The sequence below is a fragment of the Pseudomonas canadensis genome (assembly GCF_030980095.1).
GTDB lineage: Bacteria > Pseudomonadota > Gammaproteobacteria > Pseudomonadales > Pseudomonadaceae > Aquipseudomonas > Aquipseudomonas canadensis.
On sequence record NZ_CP133298.1, the window covers coordinates 5,591,516 to 5,611,857 of the forward strand.

At 61.7% G+C, this 20,342-nt stretch carries 22 protein-coding genes; 13 read left to right on the plus strand and 9 right to left on the minus strand.

Annotated features, from left to right (window positions below; all coding sequences use genetic code 11):
• Positions 1-61: 61 nt before the first annotated feature.
• The 3 genes from RB216_RS26015 to trxA all read left to right on the plus strand — a co-directional run bounded on the left by RB216_RS26015 (position 62) and on the right by trxA (position 2,194).
• Positions 62-517 carry a YbaY family lipoprotein gene (locus RB216_RS26015; RefSeq protein WP_028618110.1) on the plus strand — a complete coding sequence of 152 codons (456 nt, stop codon included), beginning with the start codon at positions 62-64 and terminating at the stop codon, positions 515-517.
• Positions 514-1,170 carry a class I SAM-dependent methyltransferase gene (locus RB216_RS26020; protein WP_028618111.1) on the plus strand — a complete coding sequence of 219 codons (657 nt, stop codon included), beginning with the start codon at positions 514-516 and terminating at the stop codon, positions 1,168-1,170. Before RB216_RS26015 ends, RB216_RS26020 begins: the two co-directional genes overlap by 4 nt.
• 151 nt (positions 1,171-1,321) lie before the next feature.
• Entirely contained in the window at positions 1,322-2,194 is an 873-nt protein-coding gene (gene trxA, locus RB216_RS26025; RefSeq protein ID WP_028618112.1) for a thioredoxin, read from the plus strand.
• On the opposite strand, the gene RB216_RS26030 is transcribed toward trxA, so the two are convergent.
• Positions 2,191-2,532 carry a hypothetical protein gene (locus RB216_RS26030; protein ID WP_028618113.1) on the minus strand — a complete coding sequence of 114 codons (342 nt, stop codon included), beginning with the start codon at positions 2,530-2,532 and terminating at the stop codon, positions 2,191-2,193. The genes trxA and RB216_RS26030 overlap by 4 nt on opposite strands.
• 130 nt (positions 2,533-2,662) lie before the next feature.
• Here RB216_RS26030 and RB216_RS26035 point away from each other — a divergent pair, with 130 nt between their 5' ends.
• From RB216_RS26035 to RB216_RS26055, 5 genes are all read left to right on the plus strand, one after another.
• Positions 2,663-3,268 (plus strand): DUF2796 domain-containing protein, encoded by a 606-nt coding sequence (locus tag RB216_RS26035; protein WP_028618114.1) that lies wholly within the window; start codon positions 2,663-2,665, stop codon positions 3,266-3,268.
• A gap of 6 nt (positions 3,269-3,274) precedes the next feature.
• Positions 3,275-3,985 (plus strand): ABC transporter ATP-binding protein, encoded by a 711-nt coding sequence (locus RB216_RS26040; RefSeq protein WP_068937053.1) that lies wholly within the window; start codon positions 3,275-3,277, stop codon positions 3,983-3,985.
• A gap of 1 nt (position 3,986) precedes the next feature.
• Entirely contained in the window at positions 3,987-5,252 is a 1,266-nt protein-coding gene (locus RB216_RS26045) for an ABC transporter permease (RefSeq protein WP_068937052.1), read from the plus strand.
• An 11-nt stretch (positions 5,253-5,263) separates the two neighbouring features.
• The gene (locus tag RB216_RS26050; RefSeq protein ID WP_028618117.1) at positions 5,264-5,785 is read left to right on the plus strand and encodes a DUF3299 domain-containing protein; all 522 of its coding nucleotides are present in this window, start codon (positions 5,264-5,266) and stop codon (positions 5,783-5,785) included.
• 94 nt (positions 5,786-5,879) lie between these two features.
• Positions 5,880-6,578 carry an OmpW/AlkL family protein gene (locus RB216_RS26055; protein WP_028618118.1) on the plus strand — a complete coding sequence of 233 codons (699 nt, stop codon included), beginning with the start codon at positions 5,880-5,882 and terminating at the stop codon, positions 6,576-6,578.
• Between the two features lie 113 nt (positions 6,579-6,691).
• Here the strand turns inward: RB216_RS26055 and RB216_RS26060 are convergent, their stop codons facing one another.
• Together RB216_RS26060 and RB216_RS26065 are read right to left on the minus strand one after the other, a co-directional pair.
• Positions 6,692-7,576: a sugar nucleotide-binding protein gene (locus RB216_RS26060; protein WP_122554833.1), complete on the minus strand. Its 885-nt coding sequence runs from the start codon at positions 7,574-7,576 to the stop codon at positions 6,692-6,694.
• Between the two features lie 86 nt (positions 7,577-7,662).
• On the minus strand, positions 7,663-9,747 hold the full coding sequence (locus RB216_RS26065) for a mechanosensitive ion channel family protein (protein ID WP_028618120.1): 2,085 nt from the start codon (positions 9,745-9,747) through the stop codon (positions 7,663-7,665).
• Positions 9,748-9,917: 170 nt separating this feature from the next.
• On the opposite strand from RB216_RS26065, the gene RB216_RS26070 reads away from it, so the two are divergent.
• Genes RB216_RS26070 through RB216_RS26080 form a run of 3 tightly spaced genes read left to right on the plus strand, consistent with a single transcriptional unit; the run spans position 9,918 to position 12,893 of the window.
• The gene (locus tag RB216_RS26070) at positions 9,918-10,697 is read left to right on the plus strand and encodes an endonuclease/exonuclease/phosphatase family protein (RefSeq protein WP_122683525.1); all 780 of its coding nucleotides are present in this window, start codon (positions 9,918-9,920) and stop codon (positions 10,695-10,697) included.
• Complete coding sequence (gene clsB / locus RB216_RS26075; protein WP_068937047.1) at positions 10,694-11,956, plus strand: cardiolipin synthase ClsB; 1,263 nt, start codon at positions 10,694-10,696, stop codon at positions 11,954-11,956. Before RB216_RS26070 ends, clsB begins: the two co-directional genes overlap by 4 nt.
• Positions 11,946-12,893 carry a lysylphosphatidylglycerol synthase domain-containing protein gene (locus RB216_RS26080; RefSeq protein WP_308908045.1) on the plus strand — a complete coding sequence of 316 codons (948 nt, stop codon included), beginning with the start codon at positions 11,946-11,948 and terminating at the stop codon, positions 12,891-12,893. The genes clsB and RB216_RS26080 overlap by 11 nt, the downstream gene beginning before the upstream one ends.
• A gap of 5 nt (positions 12,894-12,898) precedes the next feature.
• Here RB216_RS26080 and RB216_RS26085 read toward each other — a convergent pair whose 3' ends face one another.
• The 3 genes from RB216_RS26085 to RB216_RS26095 all read right to left on the minus strand — a co-directional run bounded on the left by RB216_RS26085 (position 12,899) and on the right by RB216_RS26095 (position 15,884).
• A complete protein-coding gene (locus tag RB216_RS26085; RefSeq protein WP_028618124.1) occupies positions 12,899-13,654 on the minus strand; it encodes an alpha/beta hydrolase family protein in 756 nt (251 codons plus the stop codon).
• Positions 13,644-14,753, minus strand: coding sequence for a DUF3182 family protein (locus RB216_RS26090; protein ID WP_308908046.1), 1,110 nt, complete (start codon positions 14,751-14,753; stop codon positions 13,644-13,646). Before RB216_RS26090 ends, RB216_RS26085 begins: the two co-directional genes overlap by 11 nt.
• A gap of 171 nt (positions 14,754-14,924) precedes the next feature.
• The gene (locus RB216_RS26095; RefSeq protein ID WP_308908047.1) at positions 14,925-15,884 is read right to left on the minus strand and encodes a GlxA family transcriptional regulator; all 960 of its coding nucleotides are present in this window, start codon (positions 15,882-15,884) and stop codon (positions 14,925-14,927) included.
• A gap of 96 nt (positions 15,885-15,980) precedes the next feature.
• On the opposite strand from RB216_RS26095, the gene RB216_RS26100 reads away from it, so the two are divergent.
• A complete protein-coding gene (locus RB216_RS26100; RefSeq protein ID WP_028618127.1) occupies positions 15,981-16,532 on the plus strand; it encodes a cysteine hydrolase family protein in 552 nt (183 codons plus the stop codon).
• Between the two features lie 33 nt (positions 16,533-16,565).
• Here the strand turns inward: RB216_RS26100 and tam are convergent, their stop codons facing one another.
• On the minus strand, positions 16,566-17,327 hold the full coding sequence (tam, locus tag RB216_RS26105; RefSeq protein ID WP_308908049.1) for a trans-aconitate 2-methyltransferase: 762 nt from the start codon (positions 17,325-17,327) through the stop codon (positions 16,566-16,568).
• Positions 17,328-17,428: 101 nt separating this feature from the next.
• On the opposite strand from tam, the gene RB216_RS26110 reads away from it, so the two are divergent.
• On the plus strand, positions 17,429-18,349 hold the full coding sequence (locus RB216_RS26110; protein ID WP_028618129.1) for a LysR family transcriptional regulator: 921 nt from the start codon (positions 17,429-17,431) through the stop codon (positions 18,347-18,349).
• A gap of 57 nt (positions 18,350-18,406) precedes the next feature.
• Here the strand turns inward: RB216_RS26110 and RB216_RS26115 are convergent, their stop codons facing one another.
• Together RB216_RS26115 and RB216_RS26120 are read right to left on the minus strand one after the other, a co-directional pair.
• Complete coding sequence (locus RB216_RS26115; protein WP_003232445.1) at positions 18,407-18,922, minus strand: single-stranded DNA-binding protein; 516 nt, start codon at positions 18,920-18,922, stop codon at positions 18,407-18,409.
• 9 nt (positions 18,923-18,931) lie between these two features.
• On the minus strand, positions 18,932-20,326 hold the full coding sequence (locus tag RB216_RS26120) for an MFS transporter (RefSeq protein WP_010206876.1): 1,395 nt from the start codon (positions 20,324-20,326) through the stop codon (positions 18,932-18,934).
• Positions 20,327-20,342 lie beyond the last annotated feature (16 nt).

The following is a 20,342-nucleotide window of genomic DNA, read 5'->3' on the forward strand; positions in this document are numbered from 1 at the left end:
AGGCTGACTATTATGTTTCATATTTTTAAAGCCACGGATTTTGTCCTTTCTGGAGCCGTACATGCAGTTACGACCACTTGTTTTGCTCACCCTGTTCAGTTTCCTGGTCGCCTGCAGCAGCGAAGCCCCCAAGCCGGCCGCACCTCAGCCCACGCCGGCACAAGAGAAAAAAGTTCCCGGCATTGAAGACATGGGCCCCCTGCCCGCCTACCAGCGGGAAATCAGCGGCAGCCTGACCAACATTCCGGCCGGTGCCGAAGTCGAAATGGCCCTGCTGGTGATCGACGATCGTTCGCGCCCACAGCAATTGCTCGCCAGCAGCGTGCTGACCGGCAACGGCCAGCCCCTGGCTTTCCGCCTGCGCTTTAACCCCGAGGCGTTCCCAGCCGGTGCGCGGGTTGAATTGCGCGGGCGCGCGAGCCAGTCCGGCCAACTGATCCTGCACCTGCCCGCCGTGCGCATCACCCAAGCGATCACCCAGACCACCGGCCCCCTGCAACTCGTCAAGGCACCATGACGCCACCGCTGGACCTGCAAGCGGCCCTGAGCGAACTGATCGGCGACGCGCAGCTGGTGCCCTGCCCATTGCCGGGCACCGAGCTGTCGTTGTGGCTGCTGGATGCAGACAACATGGACCGCGCCTTCAGTCCCGAAGAAACCCAGCGCATCCTGCATGAACCGCCCTACTGGAGTTTTTGCTGGGCCAGCGGCCTGGCGCTGGCGCGGTACCTGGCGGCGAAACCCGAGTGGGTCGCCGGCAAGCGCGTGCTGGATTTTGGCGCAGGCTCCGGCGTGGCCGGGATTGCGGCGGTCAAGGCCGGCGCGTTGGAAGTAGTGGCCTGCGACCTCGACCCGCTGGCCTTGGCGGCCTGCCGGGCGAATGCCGCGCTCAACGACGTGGAGCTGGGCTACTCCGCCGATTTTTTCGCCGAAGCCGACCGCTTCGACCTGATCATGGTCGCCGACGTGCTCTACGACCGCGCGAACCTGCCGCTGCTCGACCAGTTCCTGACCCGAGGCCGCGAAGCGCTGGTGGCAGATTCGCGCGTGCGCGACTTCCAGCACCCGGATTACCAGCGGCTGGCGATTCTTGATGCGCTGACGTTGCCGGATCTGGCGGAGCCTTGGGAGTTTCGCAAGGTGAGTCTGTACCATTCCCGGCGCTCGTGAGACCTTCGCGAGCAAGCCCGCTCCCACATGTGACCGCATTCCCCCTGCAGGAGCGGGCTTGCTCGCGAAAGCGGTGCCGAATCCGCCGCACTTTCAGCCAGGCTCGCCAGCCCTTATAGTTGCCCCATTCCCGCTTTATTCGAGACGCCTCATGAGTCAGCCCACGCCGTATATCTTCGATGTCACCACCGCCACCTTCGACCAGGCAGTGATCCAGAACTCCTTCGAAAAACCCGTGCTGGTGGATTTCTGGGCCGAGTGGTGCGCGCCGTGCAAGGCGTTGATGCCGATGCTCGCGAAAGTTGCCGAGAGTTATCAGGGTGAGTTGCTGCTGGCCAAGGTCGATTGCGAGGCCGAGCAGGATATCGTTGCGCGCTTTGGCATTCAAAGCCTGCCGACAGTGGTGTTGTTCAAGGACGGCCAGCCCGTGGATGGGTTTGCCGGGGCGCAGCCGGAGTCGGCGGTGCGCGCGATGCTGGAGCCCCATGTACAGATGCCGCCACCGGCGGCGGCGGATCCGTTGGAGCAGGCCCAGGCGTTGTTTGCCGAAGGTCGCATCACCGATGCAGAAGCCGTGCTGGTGACAGTGCTGGGCGAGGACAACACCAACGCTGCTGCGCTGATCCTCTACGCACGCTGCCTGGCCGAGCGCGGTGAACTGGGCGAAGCCCAGACCGTGCTGGACGCGGTGAAAAGCGACGACCACAAAGCCGCCCTCGCCGGGGCCAAGGCACAGATCACCTTCCTGCGCCAGGCTGCCGATCTGCCGGATGCCGCCGAGCTGAAAAGCCGCCTGGCGCAAAACCCGCAGGATGACGAAGCGGCCTACCAACTGGCGATCCAGCAACTGGCGCGCCAGCAGTACGACGCGGCGCTCGAAGGTCTGCTCAAGCTGTTCATCCGCAACCGCAGCTACAGCGAAGGCCTGCCGCACAAGACCTTGCTGCAGGTGTTCGAACTGCTGGGCAATGATCACCCACTGGTGACCGTGTACCGTCGCAAGTTGTTTGCCGCGTTGTACTAATCGCCAACCCAGCTGTACAGCGGCGTATCGGCGCCGCTGGCCACTTTTACGTTCGAGCTGTGGCGCAGGCGCACCAGCAGGCGCTTGCCTGACGCCGCATCGCCGGCCAAGCCTTCCAACTGATCCAGCAACTCCAGGCCGCTGAGCTGGCCGGCCTTGCGCAACAGGTCCTGGGCATTCTGCCACAGGTCGTCATTCTGCTTGACCGGTGCCACTGTCGCTGCGGCGGGGACAGGCGTGGCCTGCAACTGCGCGCCCAGCCGTGCCCAATCGCCGTCGTCCAGCTCCAGGGTCAAGTCCACCGGCAAGTCGCCGACCGTTCCACGAATTCGCAACATCGTCCTTACTCCTGCACTTTTCTGACAAGCATGCTCCCATGCGGCTTGCGCAACGCCAAGCGGGCGGTCAAACTCAGCGGCAATTGTTATAAGATCACATAACAAAACTTTCATCTTCTGGAGCCTTCTCATGCGCCGTCTGTTGCTTGCTTTGCCGTTTGCCCTGCTGCCACTGGCGGTTGCCCACGCTCATGATGATCACGACCATGAACACGGCAGCCTTGGCGCCCACGAACATGGCGTCGGCCGTCTCAACGCAGTGCTTGACGGCCAGGCCCTGGAGCTGGAACTGGACAGCCCGGCGATGAACCTGGTGGGTTTCGAACACCTGGCCACCACCCCGGCGGACAAAGCCAAGGTCGTCGCCGTGCGCAAACAGCTGGAAAACCCTGTCGCCCTGTTCAACTTGCCCAAGGGCGCCGGTTGCGTGGTCAGCAGCCAGGAACTCAACAGCCCGTTGTTCGGTGACAAGCCGGAAGCCGATCATGACGACGACGATGATGACCACGCCACCGACGGCAAAGGCGCGGCTGCCCACGAGCATCATCACGACCACAGCGAAATCCACGCCCACTACCAGTTCACCTGCGCCACGCCGACGGCCCTGAGCAACCTTGACCTGACCCAGGTGTTCAAGACCTTCCCCGCCACCCAGAAAATTCAGGTACAACTGATCGGTCCGAGTGGCCAGCAAGGTGTGGAAGCCACGGCCACAGCAGCCACCTTGAAGTTCTGAGTTCCCATGACACACGCATTGATCGAACTGTCTGACCTGGGTTTCAACTGGCCCGGTCACCCCCAGTTGCTGGACATCCCCGCGTTCCGCCTGGAAGCGGGGGAAACCCTGTTTCTCAAGGGCCCGAGCGGCAGTGGCAAAACCACGCTGCTGGGCCTGCTCGGCGGCGTGCAGACACCCAACCAGGGCAGCATCCGCCTGCTCGGCCAGGAGCTGACCGAGCTATCGGCCGGCGCCCGCGACCGCTTCCGCGTCGACCACACCGGCTACATCTTCCAGCAGTTCAACCTGCTGCCATTCCTGTCGGTGCGCGAGAACGTCGAGCTGCCCTGCCACTTTTCCAAGTTGCGTGCACAGCGGGCGAAACAGCGCCACGGCAGTGTCGACCAAGCCGCCGCTGCTTTACTTGCGCACCTTGGGTTGAAAGACAAAAACCTGCTGGATCGCCGCGCCGACTCGCTGTCCATCGGCCAGCAGCAACGCGTCGCCGCCGCCCGTGCGTTGATTGGCCAGCCGGAGCTGGTGATCGCCGACGAGCCCACTTCGGCTCTGGACTACGACGCCCGCGAAGCCTTCCTACAGCTGTTGTTCGCCGAATGCCGCGAAGCCGGCGCCAGCCTGCTGTTTGTCAGCCATGACCAGAGCCTGGCTTCGCTGTTCGACCGCAACCTGTCGCTGGCCGAACTCAATCGCGCCGCCACGCCCGCAGAGGTTTGAGATGTATCTGTTCCGTCTAGCCATGGCCAGCCTGGCTAACCGCCGCTTTACCGCGATCCTCACCGCGTTCGCCATCGCGCTTTCAGTCTGCTTGTTGCTCGCGGTGGAACGTGTGCGCGTTGAAGCGCGCAACAGTTTCGCCAGCACTATCAGCGGCACCGACCTGATCGTCGGCGCGCGCTCCGGCTCGGTGAACCTGCTGCTGTACTCGGTGTTCCGCATCGGCAACGCCACCAACAACATCCGCTGGGACAGCTTCGAACATTTCGCCGCCAGCCCCCAGGTGAAGTGGGCGATCCCGATTTCCCTCGGTGACTCCCATCGCGGCTACCGCGTGATGGGCACCAACGAATCCTACTTCGAGCACTACCAATACGGCCGCAAGCAAAACCTTGAACTGGCCAGCGGCCGCGCCTTCGCCATCGACCCGTTTGAAGTGGTGCTCGGTGCCGAAGTGGCTGATGCGCTGCATTACAAACTTGGCGACAAACTGGTGCTGGCTCATGGCGTGGCGGTGGTCAGCCTGGTGAAACACGATGACAAACCCTTCACCGTGGTCGGCATTCTCAAGCGCACCGGCACGCCGGTAGACCGCACGTTGCACATCAGCCTCGGCGGCATGGAGGCGATCCATATCGACTGGCACAATGGCGTACCGGCCCAAGGCAAAGGCCGCATCAGTGCCGACCAGGCGCGCAACATGGACCTCACGCCGCAGGCCATCACCGCGTTCATGCTCGGCCTGAACAACAAGATTTCCACGTTTGCCCTGCAGCGCGAGATCAACGAATTCCGTGGCGAACCGATGCTGGCGATCCTGCCCGGCGTGGCGCTGCAAGAGTTGTGGAGCATGATGGGCACTGCCGAGAAGGCGCTGTTCGTGATCTCGCTGTTCGTGGTGCTCACAGGCTTGATCGGCATGCTCACGGCGATCCTTACCAGCCTCAACGAGCGCCGCCGCGAAATGGCAATTTTGCGCTCGGTGGGTGCGCGACCGTGGCATATCGCAACGTTGCTGATCTTCGAAGCCTTCGCCCTGGCACTGTCCGGCGTAATCGCCGGGGTCGGTTTACTGTATGTGTGCATCGCCGCCTCGCGCGGGTATTTGCAGGCCAATTACGGCCTGGACCTGCCGATGGCCTGGCCGAGCGAATATGAATGGACGCTGCTCGCCGGTATCCTGGCCGCCGCGCTGTTGATGGGCAGCGTGCCCGCGTGGCGCGCCTATCGGCAATCCCTGGCCGATGGCCTGTCCATACGTTTATGAGGAAGGTTGCGATGCGTCGTGCGCTATTTGCGTTGTTGCTGCTGGTGGCAGTTCCCACTTGGGCGGAAGATCAGCCCAAGGATTTGTCCTGGCAGGAGATGATCCCGCCTGACGCGCCGCCGGAAATCCCCAACATGAAACCGCTGCACGACTTGTCGAACATGGCCGATGCGTTATCGGTCGAGGCAGCGCCAGCGGCCAAGCAGGACTTGCCCAACGCCCCGGTGGTGCAAAGCCTCGACGGCCAGCACATCCGCTTGCCGGGCTACATCGTGCCGCTGGAAGTCAGTGAGGAAGGCCGCACGACGGAGTTCTTGCTGGTGCCGTATTTCGGCGCGTGCATCCATGTACCGCCGCCACCCTCGAACCAGATCGTGCATGTCAAAAGCGAAATCGGCGTGAAGCTCGATGAGCTGTACCAGCCGTACTGGATCGAAGGCGCGATGCAGGTCAAACCGTCCACCAGCGAACTGGCCGACGCCGGTTACCAGATGGACGCTGAGAAAATTTATATGTACGAGCTGCCCGAATAGCGCTGATCGCCCTTTCATTGAGCTGAGTCAAAAGACCGGACGGAACGATCTTTACCATTGGACGTACAACTTTTAAACGTCCTTTGGAGCTCCCATGAACAAGTCTCTGCTCGGCGCGTCCCTCTTCGCGCTCGCCCTCGTCGCCCCCGTTGCACACGCTCACGAAGCGGGCGACATTCTGGTGCGCGCCGGTGCAATCACCGTGAACCCGAAGGCGGACAGCGGCCATGTCAAAGTTGACCAGGGCCCATTGGCCGGCGCCAACCTGGGCGGCAAGGCGACCATGAGCAGCGATACCCAACTGGGCCTGAACTTCGCCTACATGCTGACCAACCACGTCGGTATCGAACTGCTGGCCGCCACGCCGTTCGAGCATGATGTGAAGATCAAGAACACCGCCCTCGGCGCCGCGAACGGCAAGCTCGGCACCCTGAAACACCTGCCGCCGACCCTGAGCATCGTGTACTACCCGCTGGACAACAAGTCGGCCTTCCAGCCGTACGTCGGCGCCGGTATCAACTACACCTGGATCTACGACGAACACGTTGGCAGCCGTGCCCAAGGCGCAGGCTTCAGCAACTTCAAGGCCGAAAATTCCTGGGGCTGGGCCGCGCAGATCGGTGCGGACTACATGATCAACGACAAGTGGATGATCAACGCCCAGGCGCGCTACATCGACATCAGCACCAAGGCGACTGTGGACAACAACGCCCTGGGCCAAGGCACTCGCGCCAAGGTCAATGTGGACGTGGACCCGATGGTTTACATGGTGGGTATCGGCTACAAGTTCTAAACCACACCGCCCCCCTAGTAGGAGCCGGCTTGCCGGCGATGCAGACACCTCGGTCTTTCAGTTAAACCGAGGTGATGCTATCGCCGGCAAGCCGGCTCCTACGCGCTTGGGGGTCAGGTATGACGGTAGAACCGATCCAGCAATGCCGGCAACCCCGCCCGCCATGCCCGTGGCTTGATGCCGAAGGTGTGAAGGATTTTCTTGCAGGCGAGCACCGCGTGTTGCGGTTCTTCGCTCGCATCCGGCCGGGCCGCGTGCGCCTGGGCGGTAGGGGATTCGATCGCCAGCGGATGGTAGTTGCGCGCTTCAGTGAGAATCGCCTGGCCCAGTGCCAACGGTGTAGTCGCCTCCTGGCCGGCGTAGTGATAAGTGCCCCACAGCGGTGCCGCGCAATCGAGCTGCTTGAGCACCGAGATAATCACCCGCGCCGCATCGTCCACCGGCGTCGGATTGCCGCGACGGTCGTCGGCCATCAGCAATTCATCCGGTTTCTCCGCCCGAGCCAGGAAGCGCCCCAAGGTACCGTCGACACTGTCATCCAACAGCCAGCCAAACCGCAACAGCACATGTTGCGGGCAGGTGGCGCGCACGCTCTGCTCGATGCGCCACAACGCCTGGCCGCGCAGGCCCAGGGGCACCGGCTCGTCCTTTTCGCTGTAGGCGGTGGCGCGGGAGCCATCGAACACGCGGTAGCTGGACGGTTGCAACAGGGTGATGTTGTGGTGCTGGCACAACTCGGCCAGGCGCTCGATGGCAAATTCCTGGGCAGCCAGGCGGGTTTCGCTGACCGCTTCTGCCTGGAACCAGTCGAAATAGTAGGCGAGGTTGATCAACGCATCGGGACGGGTGTCGTCGAGCAATTGGGTGAGGCTCGCGGCATCCCAGCCGTCTTGGGGCGGTTTGGGTGCGAGGAAACCGATGTCTTCCTCTGCACCGAGGCGAATCAGCGCCTGCCCGAGGGCATTCCCGCCGCCCAGTAACATAAGGCGCATTCGCATAGATTGAGCAGGCCCGGTCTGTTTGGAACGAAGGTTTTCTGGTCTTGGCCAGAATCGTTGCATTTTGCGGGTTTGTAGCGCAACCGTCACGGATTAACTATCTTCGCGCCAGCCTCGGTAGGTTCATGCTCAAGGGCCGTCCGCGCAGGCACCATGACCTGCTGTGGATAAGTCTGCGCGAAATGCACCTGGTCACAGTTATCCACAAGCTTTTTCAAGCGTTGGTTGAATGCACGGCTTACTGCATATTGCCCGCCCGACACCGTGCGGAACTGCGCCGTGAGCACCACGCCGTTGAGGTCCATCTTGTCGACGCCGAATACTTCCAGCGGACCTTGCAGGTTGTACTTGAGGAAAACGTCGTCACGGATCGACTGCCCCGCCTCGCGGATCAGTTCCACCGCCCTGTCCACATCCGTGTCGTAAGTGAACTGTACCGAGAAAAACGCATACGCAAATTGCCGCGACTGGTTGGTGACCGCCTTGATCTGCCCGAACGGCACCGAGTGCACAAAACCCTTGCCATCGCGCAGGCGCAGGGTGCGGATGGTCAGGCCTTCGACGGTGCCGGCGTGGCCGGAGTCGAGTACCACCCAATCGCCAATGGACAGGGTGTCTTCAATAATGATGAACAGCCCGGTGATTACATCCTGCACCAATTGCTGCGAGCCAAAACCAATGGCCAGGCCGACCACGCCGGCACCGGCCAGCAGCGGCGCGACGTTGATGCCGAGGTTGGCCATGGTGGTGATCGCGCAGATCACCACCAGGATGATCTTCACCGCATTGCGCAGCAGCGGCAGGATGGTTTTCACCCGCGTGCTCGGTTGGCGGCTGGAGCGTTTGTTGACCGGCGGTTTCAGCGCTTCTTGGATCGCCGTGTCGAGCACCACCCAGAACAGCCACGTCATCAGCAGGATCAGGCCGATGCTGCTGAGAGAATCGCTGATGGCCCGGCCCACCGAGTTGCGCTGGGCGAACTCGAACAGCGACACGCCCCAGATCCGCCCGAGAATTTCGATAAACGCAATGGCCATGACAATGCGCAGGATCGCGTGCAACAGGCTGAGGAAGCGTTCCTTGTACGCACTGCTGCGTTGGATCGCCACTTGGCTGCGGGACTTGAACAGGTGTTGCAGCACCGTGCTGAGGAACACCGTGCCGATCAGCAGGATCGTGGTGAACAGTGCGCAGCGCAGGACTTTCTGGTTATCGTCACCAGCACCGATCAGGTTGATCGCCGACACCAGCACCATCAACAGGATCGGCCAATACCACAGGCCGGAAAATATCCGCAGCGATTGTTGCAACGCCGGGTGTTTGAGGCGCTGGGCCAGTGGTCGATTGCGGATCAGATGGGCGACCGGACGACGCAGGCGGATCACCAGCATGCCGAAAATCACCGCCGCAAACAGCCCGGTAAACACGGCAATGCTGCTGGTGATATTGCCGCCCAACTGACGGGCGATTTGCGGGCTGGTCAGCGCATCGCTGAGGGCGGCGAGGAAGCCGATCAGGAACAGCGGTTTGGGGCAGTAGTCGCGAATAATCTGCACCGCCGGGCGCTTGTGGCCAACATTGAACATGACGATGACGCACAACAGCATCGAGGTGGAAAAGATACCGCTACTGGTGGCGTAGGCAAAACACAGCGCCAGCGCACGGCCTACAGAGGTGGGCAGAAAGTGGCTGACATACAGCGTCAGCGGCAGACAGATAAGCGCGGGAGTCGTATAGGGAATCACATACCCTAGCACCGCCAGCAGACGTTTGCGCCGCTCGAAGAACGAGCGACGGCCCAGGCGCTGTACGATAAATCGCCCCAGCAGCGTCATCGCCACAAAAGCGCCAACCCACACGCCGGACAGCAGCAGGAAATCCCCCGCCACGCTCCAGGGTGAGCGCGCAGCGGTCTGGTTGACCAGCCGCCCGACCTCGTCGGCCGCTCGGTCCGCGCGCAGGCGCCATTCATCGATCAGATTCTGATTGAGGTCGAGCTTTTGCTGGACATCATCGATGCTGGAACTGATTGCCCCCAGCAGCCCGCCCTCCACCAGCAATTCCGGCTTGGCCGGCGCTTCAGGTTCCGGCGCGGTGGCCGCCGCTTGCAGTGCGCCACTGCCACAAAACAGCAGTGCGCCGAGCAGTAATGCGGTCTTTAGATTCAGCAAAACACCGATCTCCTTCAGAAGGGTCTGTAAGGAACTGACGGGTTTGCGCGTTGATCGTTCCCCTTCAGCGGCATCATTGTGCCGTCTGTAGGACGTTGGAAACTTTCAGCCAAAAATCAGAGTCAGCCATAAACGGGGGCCAGGCCCCCACTTCTTTCACAGGAGCAATCATGGCTGCGATTCCCGACTGGGTGCCCATCACCCCCAGCGTCGCCATCACTCGCTTCACGGTGCTGACGGTCAATATCCACAAGGGCTTTACCGCCCTGAATCGACGTTTCATCCTGCCCGAGCTGCGTGAAGCGGTGCGCAGCGTGGGCGCGGATATGGTGTTTTTGCAGGAAATCCACGGCACCCACGAACGCCATCCACAGCGCTTCAGCGACTGGCCGAACATGCCGCAGTACGAATTCCTCGCCGACAGCATCTGGCCGCAGTTCGCCTACGGCCGCAACGCGGTCTACCCCCACGGCGACCACGGCAACGCGCTGTTGTCGAAATTCCAGATCGTGCGCCACGACAACCTCGATATCTCCCAAAGCGGCCATGAAAACCGTGGCCTGCTGCATTGCGTGCTGCGCCTGCCGGGCACCGGCCAGGAGATCCATGCGATCTGTATCCACCTGGGCTTGCGCGAGGTGCACCGCCAGCAGCAACTGCGCTTGATCGAGCAGCGCATCAGCGAGATCCCAGCCGACGCGCCGCTGGTGGTGGCCGGTGATTTCAACGATTGGCGCCAGAAGGCCGACCTGAGCAAGGCCGGTTTGAAGGAAGTGTTTATTGAATCCATGGGCAAACCCGCACGCACCTTCCCGGCGCGCCTGCCGTTGCTGCCGCTGGACCGGATTTATGTGCGCAATCTGAAGGTGCATAACCCTAGGGTGCTAACGACGCGGCCTTGGTCGCACCTGTCCGACCATGTGCCGCTGTCAGTGGAGGTCGAGCTATGAACGTGGCCGTGGAACATATCTCCACCGACCAGCCGCCGGACGAAGCCAAGGCCCGCGACCTGGACTACGGCTGGCAGCGTGGCAACCAGGTTGAGTTACTGGAGAACGGCGAGGCGTATTTTCCCAAGGTGTTCGAAGCCCTGCGCGCGGCCCGCCGGGAAATTCTGTTGGAGACCTTCATTCTTTTCGAAGACAAGGTGGGCCATGAGCTGCACGGCATCCTGATCGAGGCCGCGCAGCGTGGAGTCAAGGTGGTGGTGAGCCTCGATGGCTTTGGTTGCGGCGAACTGAGCCCGTCATTTCTGGGCGAGTTGGCGGACGCCGGCGTTACGGTGCAGATGTTTGACCCGGCGTCCAAGACCCTGGGCATTCGCACCAACTGGTTTCGTCGCCTGCACCGCAAGATTGTGGTGGTGGATGCGGAGGTGGCGTTTATCGGCGGGATCAACTTTTCCGCCGATCACTTGGGAGATTTCGGTCCCGAAGCCAAGCAGGACTACGCGGTGCAGGTGGTGGGTCCGGCCGTAGCAGACCTACATCATTTCGCTTTGGCGCAAAGTGGTCGCCAAGTCCGCACGCGACGGGGTTGGCGGCGGCGCCAGCAACGGCCTCCATTGTGGTCCACCGACCAGGGCGATGGCTTGGTGCGCTTGATTTACCGCGACAACGTGCAGCATCGCGATGACATTGAAGAAGCCTATATCCACGCGCTGAGCAAGGCGCAAACACGCGCGGTGATCGCCAACGCCTACTTCTTCCCCGGCTACCGCCTGCTGCGCGAAATCCGCAATGCCGCGCGCCGTGGCGTGCAGGTGCAACTGATCATGCAAGGCCAGCCCGATGTGCTGCTGGCCAAGCTGGCGGCGCGGATGCTCTACGACTATCTGCTCAAAGATGGCGTAGTGATCCACGAATACTGCCAGCGCCCGCTGCACGGCAAAGTCGCGTTGGTGGATGACGAATGGAGCACCGTGGGTTCGAGCAACCTGGACCCGTTGAGCCTGTCGCTGAACCTGGAAGCCAATGTGTTGATTCGTGACCGCGCGTTCAATCAACAACTTTACGAACGCCTGGAAACACTCGCGAAAGACCACTGCCAGACCATGCCGGAGAACCGCAAGCCGCGCCTGTGGCTGTGGCGGTTGACCGTGGGTTTCCTGGTGTTTCATGTGATGCGCCACTTCCCGGCCTTGACGGGATGGTTGCCGGCGCACAAGCCACGGTTGAAACCCATCGAGAGCCAGTCCAATGACCGCTGAATCCCGATTCAAGCGCTGGAAGAAACCGCTGTCCATCGTCTTCTTCCTGATGCTGATCGTGCTGTTCACCCTGCTCGCTCGGCGTATCGATTGGAGCGAAGTGGTGCAGACTCTGGGCGACTTCAAGGTGCGCACACTGGTGATCGCAGGCGCGCTGACGCTGTGCAGTTTTCTGGTGTACGCCAGCTTCGACTTGATCGGCCGCACCTACATTCGCCAGAACCTGGTGTGGAAGCAGATCCTGCCAGTGGGCATCATCAGCTACGCCTTCAACCTCAACCTGAGCGCGTGGGTCGGCGGCATCGCCATGCGTTATCGGCTGTATTCGCGCTTGGGGGTGAGTACCGGCAATATCGCCAAGATCCTCGGCCTGAGCCTAGCCACCAATTGGTTTGGCTACATGGCGATTGCCGGGGTGGTTTTCAGCAGCGGTTTGGTGATCATGCCGCCGGGGTGGAAGGTCAGCACCACGGCCTTGCAGGGCATTGGCGCGTTGTTGGTACTGGCCAGCCTGGGTTATCTGGTGGCCTGCCAGTTTTCGAAGAAACGTGCGTGGACGATTCGCGGCATGGAAATCAACCTGCCGTCGGTGCGCATGGCGTGCTTGCAGTTGCTGCTGGGCGCGTTGAATTGGTCGCTGATGGCGGCGGTGATTTTTACCCTGTTGCCGGCCAAGCTGGACTATCCGCTGGTGCTGGGCGTGTTATTGATCAGCGCGATTGCCGGAGTGCTCACCCACATTCCGGCCGGGCTGGGCGTGCTGGAGGCGGTGTTTATTGCGCTGTTGCAGCATGAGGCGTCGCGGGGCAGTTTGCTTGCCGGGCTGATCGCGTATCGGGCGATTTACTTCATCTTGCCGCTGCTGATCGCGCTAGTGATGTACCTGGGCGTGGAGGCCAAGGCGAAGGCGTTGCGGGTGAAGAAGACACCCGCCTGAACGCTTTAACGGGACTGAATGATGCTCAACCGCTCGCCCACCACCATCTCGGTGATCCAGTCCACCAGGATTGAGGTGTAAGCCTGCTGGGACACTGGGTCGCTGAGGGAATGGTCGGCGCCGTCGATGATTCGGTGGGTCAGGGAGTGGGTCTGCTGGCACGCCGCGCGGTAGCTCATGATGGTGGCATGGGGCACGTGGTCATCGGTTTCCGATTCGACGATCAGCACATCACCGGTAAACGCCGAACACGCGTGCAAGGCGCGATTGGTTTCGGCGTGGACCAACGTGCTGCGGTAATCCATCAGGTCCATCTTGTCCAAGTCACGCTTGGGCTTGAGCCATTCGTCATCCCGATACAGCGCCGGCACGCGCAGTGCCAGCCAGCGCACCGGGCGCAATGAGGTGAGAATCGCCGCGAGGTAGCCGCCGTAACTGGTACCCACCACTGCCACTGCCGAGGTGTCGATCGCCGGGTGGGACAGCAGTCGGTCATAGGCCGCCATCAGGTCGCGCAGGTTGTCTTCGCGGGTGACGCGGGACAATGGAATACCGGTGCCGGCGTGCCCGCGCAGATCGAAGGTCAGGCATACACAGCCCAAGCCGGCGATGCCTTTGGCCCGCTCGAGGTCTCGCTCCTGGCTGCCGCCCCAGCCGTGCACAAACAACACGCCGGGGACTTTGGATTTGGGGCTCAGGAAGGTGCCGCTCATCTGTTCGTCGTCGATATCGATCGCAATGCTTTCACTTCTAGCCGTCATAAGAGGTAACCGTCACGTACTTGAGAAGAAACTCGCTGCTTTGCGCCGGGCCGCGATACACCTCGATGGCATTGGCCGGCAGCGGTTGGTCCACATAGGTTTCCACCGAGGACACATGGATCGCACGCAGGCCAGGGTTGTTGATAAAACTTTGCAGCGCTGCGACTTCCGCGCTACTGGCCCCGCCCATGCGCCAGGATTGTTCGAGCACGCCGCTGCGGCGTTGGCCATTACTGTCCAGGCCTTGCGCGATGTCGTAATTACGCCGCGAGGCATAAAAGCCGGGGTAGGCCTCATCGGCGGCCGTGTCGAACACCTGGGCTTGTTCGATGGCTTCGCGTACGTCGTCGGCCAGTTCGAGTTGCAACAGGTCTTCGTAATAGCCGGGCACGACCAGCAGGTTGGAACCGCCGTAGACCTCTTCGCCCTGCCCATCTTTCGTCAGATATTGCTCGCCGCAGTAGCTGAACACGTGGTCGCCGATAAAACTTTGGCCAACGCTGTGAGTGACCACATCGTGCAGATCCTGCTCCAGAACAACCCCTTCGTTGAAGAGTTTTGCGGCCTCGGATCGCGCCAGCACGGCCTCGAATTCATCCAGGCTGTGGATAACTTCCTGGCCTCGGCCCGCGCAGGCGTGCACGGGTTTCAAGCGGATGGGGCCGCTGTGGAGCAAGCGTGTGGCGGCGAGCCGCGCGTCTTCCAGTGCGAAGACGCTCAAGCCGTCCAGCACGACATTGCGTACACGCTCGCAGAACAACGCCGACCAACCTTCCGGCGCTTTAGCGTCAGGGCCGAGCAAGCCATGACTGATGGCTTTGGTGCAAATAAAGTCGTGGTCGACGTAACCGCCCCACAAATCCTCCGGGCCTTTGATATTCAGCGCTCGCGCCTGGGCCTGACCGACCAGAGTTTGTGTGGGCAGCAGGTACAGCGCCCGCCCCGCGTGCAGATCAGGGTCGTAGCTGCCGCCGAATTTGAGCCCGAGAATCTGCGCCAACCAGCGCGCCAGGGCGCGGTTGGTTTCGACCTCATGTAGCGGCGCCCCCTCACGTGTGGAGTGAGCTACCACCAGCTTCTTGCGTTGAGTCGGGGTCATGCGTCCCCCTTGACCATCCCGCCATGTGTGTAGACGGAACGTTGCAGAGATCAGGCCAAAGCGCGTTCGCACGGGATTGCATTCAAATCAACCAGTTGCCGAAAAACCGATGGCAGTTGGCCTGTTTTATTCTGCACGACGACACGTTAACGCGGCGGCGTTCTGCACGATTCACACGCCGAAACGGCTGCGGTAGTCGCTGGGCGAAAGGCCGGTGATCTTCTTGAAGATGGCGCGAAAGGCACCGGGGTCCTGGTAACCCACGGTCCATGCGATATGGTCGATGGTGCCGTTGGTAAACTCCAGCATCTGCCGCGCCTTGCCCACCCGCAAGTGCTGACAGTACTCGGTGGGTTTCAAGCCCGTCGCGTTGCGAAAGCGCCGCAGGAAAGTGCGCTCTTCCAAACCCGCTTCCTGGGCCATTGCCGTAAGGGAAACATCCACCGCGCCACTGGCTTGAAGCCAGTGCTGAACCCTGAGGATGGCCGCGTCGCCGTGGCCGAGTATCGGCGCGAAGTTGCTGCCGCATTGGCTGGCGCTGTCACTGTGCTCGATCACCAGGAAACGCGCGGTATCGGCCGCGATGCTCGGGCCCATCAGGCGATCGACCAGGCGCAGGCCGAGTTCGGACCAGGCCATCAAGCCGGCGGTGGTGATCAGGTCGCCATCATCAACGATGGGCTTATCCGCCTCCAGGCGCACCGCCGGGTAACGGGCCGCGAAGGATTTGGCGGAAGACCAGTGCGTCGTGGCACTGCGTCCGTCGAGCAACCCGCTGCGCGCCAGCATGATCGAGCCAATGCACACACCGCCCAGTACCGTGCCTGACGCGTGTTGCTGGCGGATCCATTCCAGCAGCGCGGGCGGCGCCTGGTCTTCGGTGAATTCACCAATCGACGGCGGCACCAATACGGCCATCATCGGCTGGTCAGGGCCGGGATGGCTGCTGAATACGCGCGCCGGTTTGCCGGTAACATCCACCTGCCAATGGCTGACCCGCAGCAACGGCAATTGCGCGGACTGATGCTCGGCGGCGATGCGGTTAGCCACGCCGAACAAGTCGGTCAAGCCATGCACGGCCGCCAACTGCGCACCTTGGTAGATCAACACGCCCAGCTCGACGACCGCCATTGTCAGTTTTCCCCCTGTTATTGTCGGTGCAGCCAATCCCCGGTGCAGGCGCCAGCTAAGATACTGGGCCCATCAACCCATCACGAGGCAATACACATGGCCAAGCAAGCGCTCATCCTAATCGATATCCAGAACGACTACTTCCCTCAGGGCAAGTGGCCACTCGACGGCGTGGACGCCGCAGCAGACAAGGCCGCGCAGGTGCTGCAGGCGTTTCGCCAGGCGGGTGATGCGGTGATTCATGTGCGTCACGAGTTCACCTCCGAGGACGCGCCATTCTTCACGCCGGGTTCCGAGGGTGCGCACCTGCACAGCAAAGTGCTGAACGAAGGCAATGAGCCGGTGGTGCTTAAACACTTTGTGAATGCGTTTCGCGAAACCAACCTGCGCGCACTGCTGGAACAACGCAGCATCACGGACCTGGTGGTGGTCGGTAGCATGAGCCATATGTGCATCGACGCGGTGGTACGTGCAGCAGCGGACCTGGGCTATAAGGTCACGCTGATCCATGACGCCTGCGCCACGCGGGATCTGGAGTTCAATGGCAAGGTGATCCCGGCTGCTCAGGTGCATGACGCTTATATGGCATCACTGGCGTTCGGCTACGCAACCGTAGTATCGACCGATGAGTTCCTCGCCCCCGTGTAGGAGCCGGCTTGCCGGCGATAGCGTCACTACGGCCTACGCAGTGGCAATGATGAACAGGCGCGGAAACGGCAGCAACACCGTGCCATCAGCTAGGGCTGGATAGGCCTGTGTAACCCGCGCCTGGTATTCCTGCAGGAAGGCGGCTTTTTCGCTGTCGGTCAAAGGCGCGAGGAACGGTCTCAGCGCCGATGCCTTGAACCACTCCACCACCGCTGCGTGATCCACCAGCGGGTGCTGATAGGTGGTGCGCCACACATCGACCGTACTGCAATGCTTGCTCAGCAGTTCGTAGTAGTAGCTCGCGGTGTGGCGCTCGTTGTGTTTGACCGTTCCGATCTTGGCCGACCATGGCCCCTCTGCCGCGACTTCGCGGGCAAGCCGGTGGGCGGGCTCATCGAGGTTGTCCGGGGTTTGCACCGCTAGCGTACCGCCGGGCGTCAGTTGGTGGACCAAGTGGGGGTAAAGCGTGGCGTGGTCCGGTAGCCATTGCAGGGACGCGTTGGCCAGGATCACATCGAATGCTTGCGCCGGGTTCCAGGCGCCGATATCCGCCAGCTCGAAGTTCAGCGCCGGCAGCCGCTTGCGGGCGTCGGCCAGCATGTCGTCGGAGCTGTCCATGCCCGTGACGTGGGCTTGCGGGAAGCGTTCGGCCAGCACCTCGGTGGAGTTGCCGGGGCCGCAGCCCAGGTCCACGGCGGTGCGGACGTCAGTGTTTGGAATGGCCGCCACCAGGTCGCGAACGGGACGGGTGCGCTGCTGTTCAAACATCGTGTATTGCTTGGCAGACCAGGTCATCACGGCTTTCCTTCTTTTTGAGGTTGGCCACAGCGTAAATCTTGTGAGCCATGAGAACAAATGCCAGGATTGAAGCCCTCCCATACCTGAAAAGTATTCCTATGCTGGAGCTTCGCCAACTCAAGGCCTTCGTTGCCATCGCTGAAGAAGGCTACATCACCCGCGCGGCGGAACGCCTGGGCATGCAGCAGCCCCCGTTGACGCGGATGTTGCAAAACCTTGAGGCCGAGTTGGGCGTGGTGTTGATGGAGCGCCTGCCCCGTGGTGTACGCCCCACCACCGCCGGGCTCGCGTTGCTGGATGAAGCGCGGGAGATCCTTGCGCACGCTGAAGGGATTGCAGAGGTGGTACGCCGTGCCGCACGCGGTGAACGTGGGCGCCTGGCGATCGGCTTCACCAGTTCGGCGGCGCTGCATCCTTTTGTGCCGAGTGTGCTGCGGCTGTTTCGCGAAACCTTTGTCGGCGTCACAGTGGTGCTGGAGGAAGCTGGCACCGGCGAACTGCTGGATGCGTTGGTACACGAAAAACTCGACGCGGCGTTTATCCGCTCGCCTCTCAGTGGGACTCAGTCGCTGCAGGACGAACCTATTCTGGTGGAACCGATGCTGCTGGCGCTGCCCACCGAGCATCCGCTGGCGCTTGATGCAGGCTCTCCCCTACCCTTGAAGGCACTGGCGACCGAATCCTTCGTGCTCTATCGCCGTCGCGTGGGGTTGGGGTTGTATGACGCGATTCTGGTGGCGTGTCGTGAAGCGGGGTTCAGCCCGCAGGTGGTCCAGGAAGCACCGCGCATGACGGCGACATTGAGCCTGGTGGCGGCAGGACTTGGTGTGTCCATCGTGCCAGCGTCGATGCAGCGGCTGCGCGGGGACGGCATCGTGTATCGGGAGCTGACGGAGTGCCAGAGCCTGGTGGCGCCGCTGCATTTGGCGACGCGTATCGATGACGGTTCGGCCGTGTTAGGCCGGTTCAAGGATATGGTTGTTATCGCCGCTTCGACTGACGCTGATCACGGCCAATAAAAAACCCCCGAGGCCTGAGCCAAACGGGGGTTTTGCGTGTTCCGGACTTTAGAGTCCTCAGAACGGGATATCGTCATCAAAGCTGTCGAAATCCGGAGCCGGCTGCGGAGCGGCCTGCTGTGGCGCTGGACGCGACTCACGCTGTGGCTGCTGGCTTGGCTGTGGACGCGACTGCTGTGGACGCGGTGCCGAGTTGGACATGCCGCCCTGGCCCTGTTGGTCGCCCTGTGGACGGCCGCCCAGCAGTTGCATGGTGCCTTGCATGTCGACCACGATTTCAGTGGTGTAACGCTTGATGCCGTCTTTTTCCCACTCGCGGGTTTGCAACTTGCCTTCGATGTACACCTGCGAACCTTTACGCAGGTACTCACCAGCGATCTCAGCAACCTTGCCGAACATCGACACACGGTGCCATTCAGTTTTCTCGACCTTCTGGCCGGTCTGCTTGTCGGTCCACTGTTCGCTGGTCGCCAGACTCAGGTTGGTCACGGCGTTACCGTTAGGCAAGTAGCGAACCTCGGGATCCTGGCCGCATGTACCGACCAATATGACTTTGTTAACCCCACGGGCCATAACGTTCTCCTAGGCTGGGCGCGCTGTCGGCACTGGGTTGACCAGTTGCTCGAGCGTCGCGCGATCCAATAATTCGGTGTCCAATTTGATGTAAATGGCCGCTTCTTCCGCGACCACGACTGCATCTGTTACCCCTACGACTGCCTTGAGGCGCTCTACCAGACCACTTTCGCGGATCGCCTCAGGCGATAGCGGCAAACGCAGGCTCGTGACGTAGGGAGGTTCGCGCATGGTAACAGCAAAGGCCAGCCAAAGTGCAGCCAGCCCGGCGCATCCAAGGAACACAACCGACAAACCGCCATGCTGGAACATCCAGCCCCCCATGATGCCGCCCAGTGCAGAACCGAGGAACTGGCTGGTGGAATACACCCCCATCGCCGTGCCCTTGCCGCCAGCGGGTGAAACTTTACTGATCAGCGAAGGCAATGAAGCCTCCAGCAGGTTGAACGCGGTGAAGAACACCACCGTGCCGATTACCAGCGCCCGCAGGCTGTCGCCGAACTGCCAGAAGAATAGCTCAGTGAGCATCAGCGTCGTGACGGCGCCGAGCAGGATTCGTTTCATTTTGCGTTTTTTCTCGCCATAGATGATGAACGGGATCATGGCGAAGAACGAAATCAGCAGCGCAGTGAGGTAGACCCACCAGTGCTGCTCCTTGGGCAGGCCGGCTTTTTCAACCAGCGCCAGGGGCAAGGCGACGAAGCTGCACATCAGCATCGCGTGTAATACGAAGATACCTAAATCCAGGCGCAGCAGGTCAGGATGCTTGAGCGTCGGCAAGAGCGCCTTGCGTGCGACGCCCGACTCGCGATGCTGCAGCGTGCCGGTGGAGCGCGGCACCATAAAGGCAACGATCACGATGCCAAACAGCGCCATACCGCCGGTGGCAAGGAATAGGCCATGCAAGCCGAACGCACGGGTCAGCAAGGGACCGACCACCATGGCCACGGCAAACGACAGACCGATAGTCATGCCGATCATGGCCATGGCTTTCGTGCGATGTTGTTCGCGGGTCAGGTCCGATAGCAAGGCCATCACCGCTGCGGAAATCGCGCCGGCGCCTTGCAGGATCCGTCCGGCAATCACACCCCAGATAGAGTCGGATTGGGCCGCGAGCACGCTGCCGAGGGCGAACACGATCAGCCCGAGGTAGATCACCGGACGACGGCCAATGCGGTCGGAAATGATCCCGAACGGAATCTGGAAAATCGCCTGGGTCAGGCCATAGGCGCCAATGGCCAGGCCGATCAATGCGGGGGTCGCGCCTGCGAGATCCATTCCATAGGTCGCCAGCACCGGCAACACCATAAACATGCCCAGCATACGGAAGGCGAACACCAGGGCCAGACCGCTTGCCGCTCGGGTCTCGCCGCTACTCATGCGTTCGCTGTGGGGATCGTGCATGGAAAAACCTCGTGTG

Excerpts from the sequence above, each read along its gene's own strand:
- RB216_RS26015 (WP_028618110.1), top strand. The coding sequence starts at position 62 with ATGCAGTTACGACCACTTGTTTTGCTCACCCTGTTCAGTTTCCTGGTC.
- RB216_RS26020 (WP_028618111.1), top strand. The coding sequence starts at position 514 with ATGACGCCACCGCTGGACCTGCAAGCGGCCCTGAGCGAACTGATCGGC.
- trxA (WP_028618112.1), top strand. The coding sequence starts at position 1,322 with ATGAGTCAGCCCACGCCGTATATCTTCGATGTCACCACCGCCACCTTC.
- RB216_RS26030 (WP_028618113.1), bottom strand. The coding sequence starts at position 2,532 with ATGTTGCGAATTCGTGGAACGGTCGGCGACTTGCCGGTGGACTTGACC.
- RB216_RS26035 (WP_028618114.1), top strand. The coding sequence starts at position 2,663 with ATGCGCCGTCTGTTGCTTGCTTTGCCGTTTGCCCTGCTGCCACTGGCG.
- RB216_RS26040 (WP_068937053.1), top strand. The coding sequence starts at position 3,275 with ATGACACACGCATTGATCGAACTGTCTGACCTGGGTTTCAACTGGCCC.
- RB216_RS26045 (WP_068937052.1), top strand. The coding sequence starts at position 3,987 with ATGTATCTGTTCCGTCTAGCCATGGCCAGCCTGGCTAACCGCCGCTTT.
- RB216_RS26050 (WP_028618117.1), top strand. The coding sequence starts at position 5,264 with ATGCGTCGTGCGCTATTTGCGTTGTTGCTGCTGGTGGCAGTTCCCACT.
- RB216_RS26055 (WP_028618118.1), top strand. The coding sequence starts at position 5,880 with ATGAACAAGTCTCTGCTCGGCGCGTCCCTCTTCGCGCTCGCCCTCGTC.
- RB216_RS26060 (WP_122554833.1), bottom strand. The coding sequence starts at position 7,576 with ATGCGAATGCGCCTTATGTTACTGGGCGGCGGGAATGCCCTCGGGCAG.
- RB216_RS26070 (WP_122683525.1), top strand. The coding sequence starts at position 9,918 with ATGGCTGCGATTCCCGACTGGGTGCCCATCACCCCCAGCGTCGCCATC.
- clsB (WP_068937047.1), top strand. The coding sequence starts at position 10,694 with ATGAACGTGGCCGTGGAACATATCTCCACCGACCAGCCGCCGGACGAA.
- RB216_RS26080 (WP_308908045.1), top strand. The coding sequence starts at position 11,946 with ATGACCGCTGAATCCCGATTCAAGCGCTGGAAGAAACCGCTGTCCATC.
- RB216_RS26085 (WP_028618124.1), bottom strand. The coding sequence starts at position 13,654 with ATGACGGCTAGAAGTGAAAGCATTGCGATCGATATCGACGACGAACAG.
- RB216_RS26090 (WP_308908046.1), bottom strand. The coding sequence starts at position 14,753 with ATGACCCCGACTCAACGCAAGAAGCTGGTGGTAGCTCACTCCACACGT.
- RB216_RS26095 (WP_308908047.1), bottom strand. The coding sequence starts at position 15,884 with ATGGCGGTCGTCGAGCTGGGCGTGTTGATCTACCAAGGTGCGCAGTTG.
- RB216_RS26100 (WP_028618127.1), top strand. The coding sequence starts at position 15,981 with ATGGCCAAGCAAGCGCTCATCCTAATCGATATCCAGAACGACTACTTC.
- tam (WP_308908049.1), bottom strand. The coding sequence starts at position 17,327 with ATGACCTGGTCTGCCAAGCAATACACGATGTTTGAACAGCAGCGCACC.
- RB216_RS26110 (WP_028618129.1), top strand. The coding sequence starts at position 17,429 with ATGCTGGAGCTTCGCCAACTCAAGGCCTTCGTTGCCATCGCTGAAGAA.
- RB216_RS26115 (WP_003232445.1), bottom strand. The coding sequence starts at position 18,922 with ATGGCCCGTGGGGTTAACAAAGTCATATTGGTCGGTACATGCGGCCAG.
- RB216_RS26120 (WP_010206876.1), bottom strand. The coding sequence starts at position 20,326 with ATGCACGATCCCCACAGCGAACGCATGAGTAGCGGCGAGACCCGAGCG.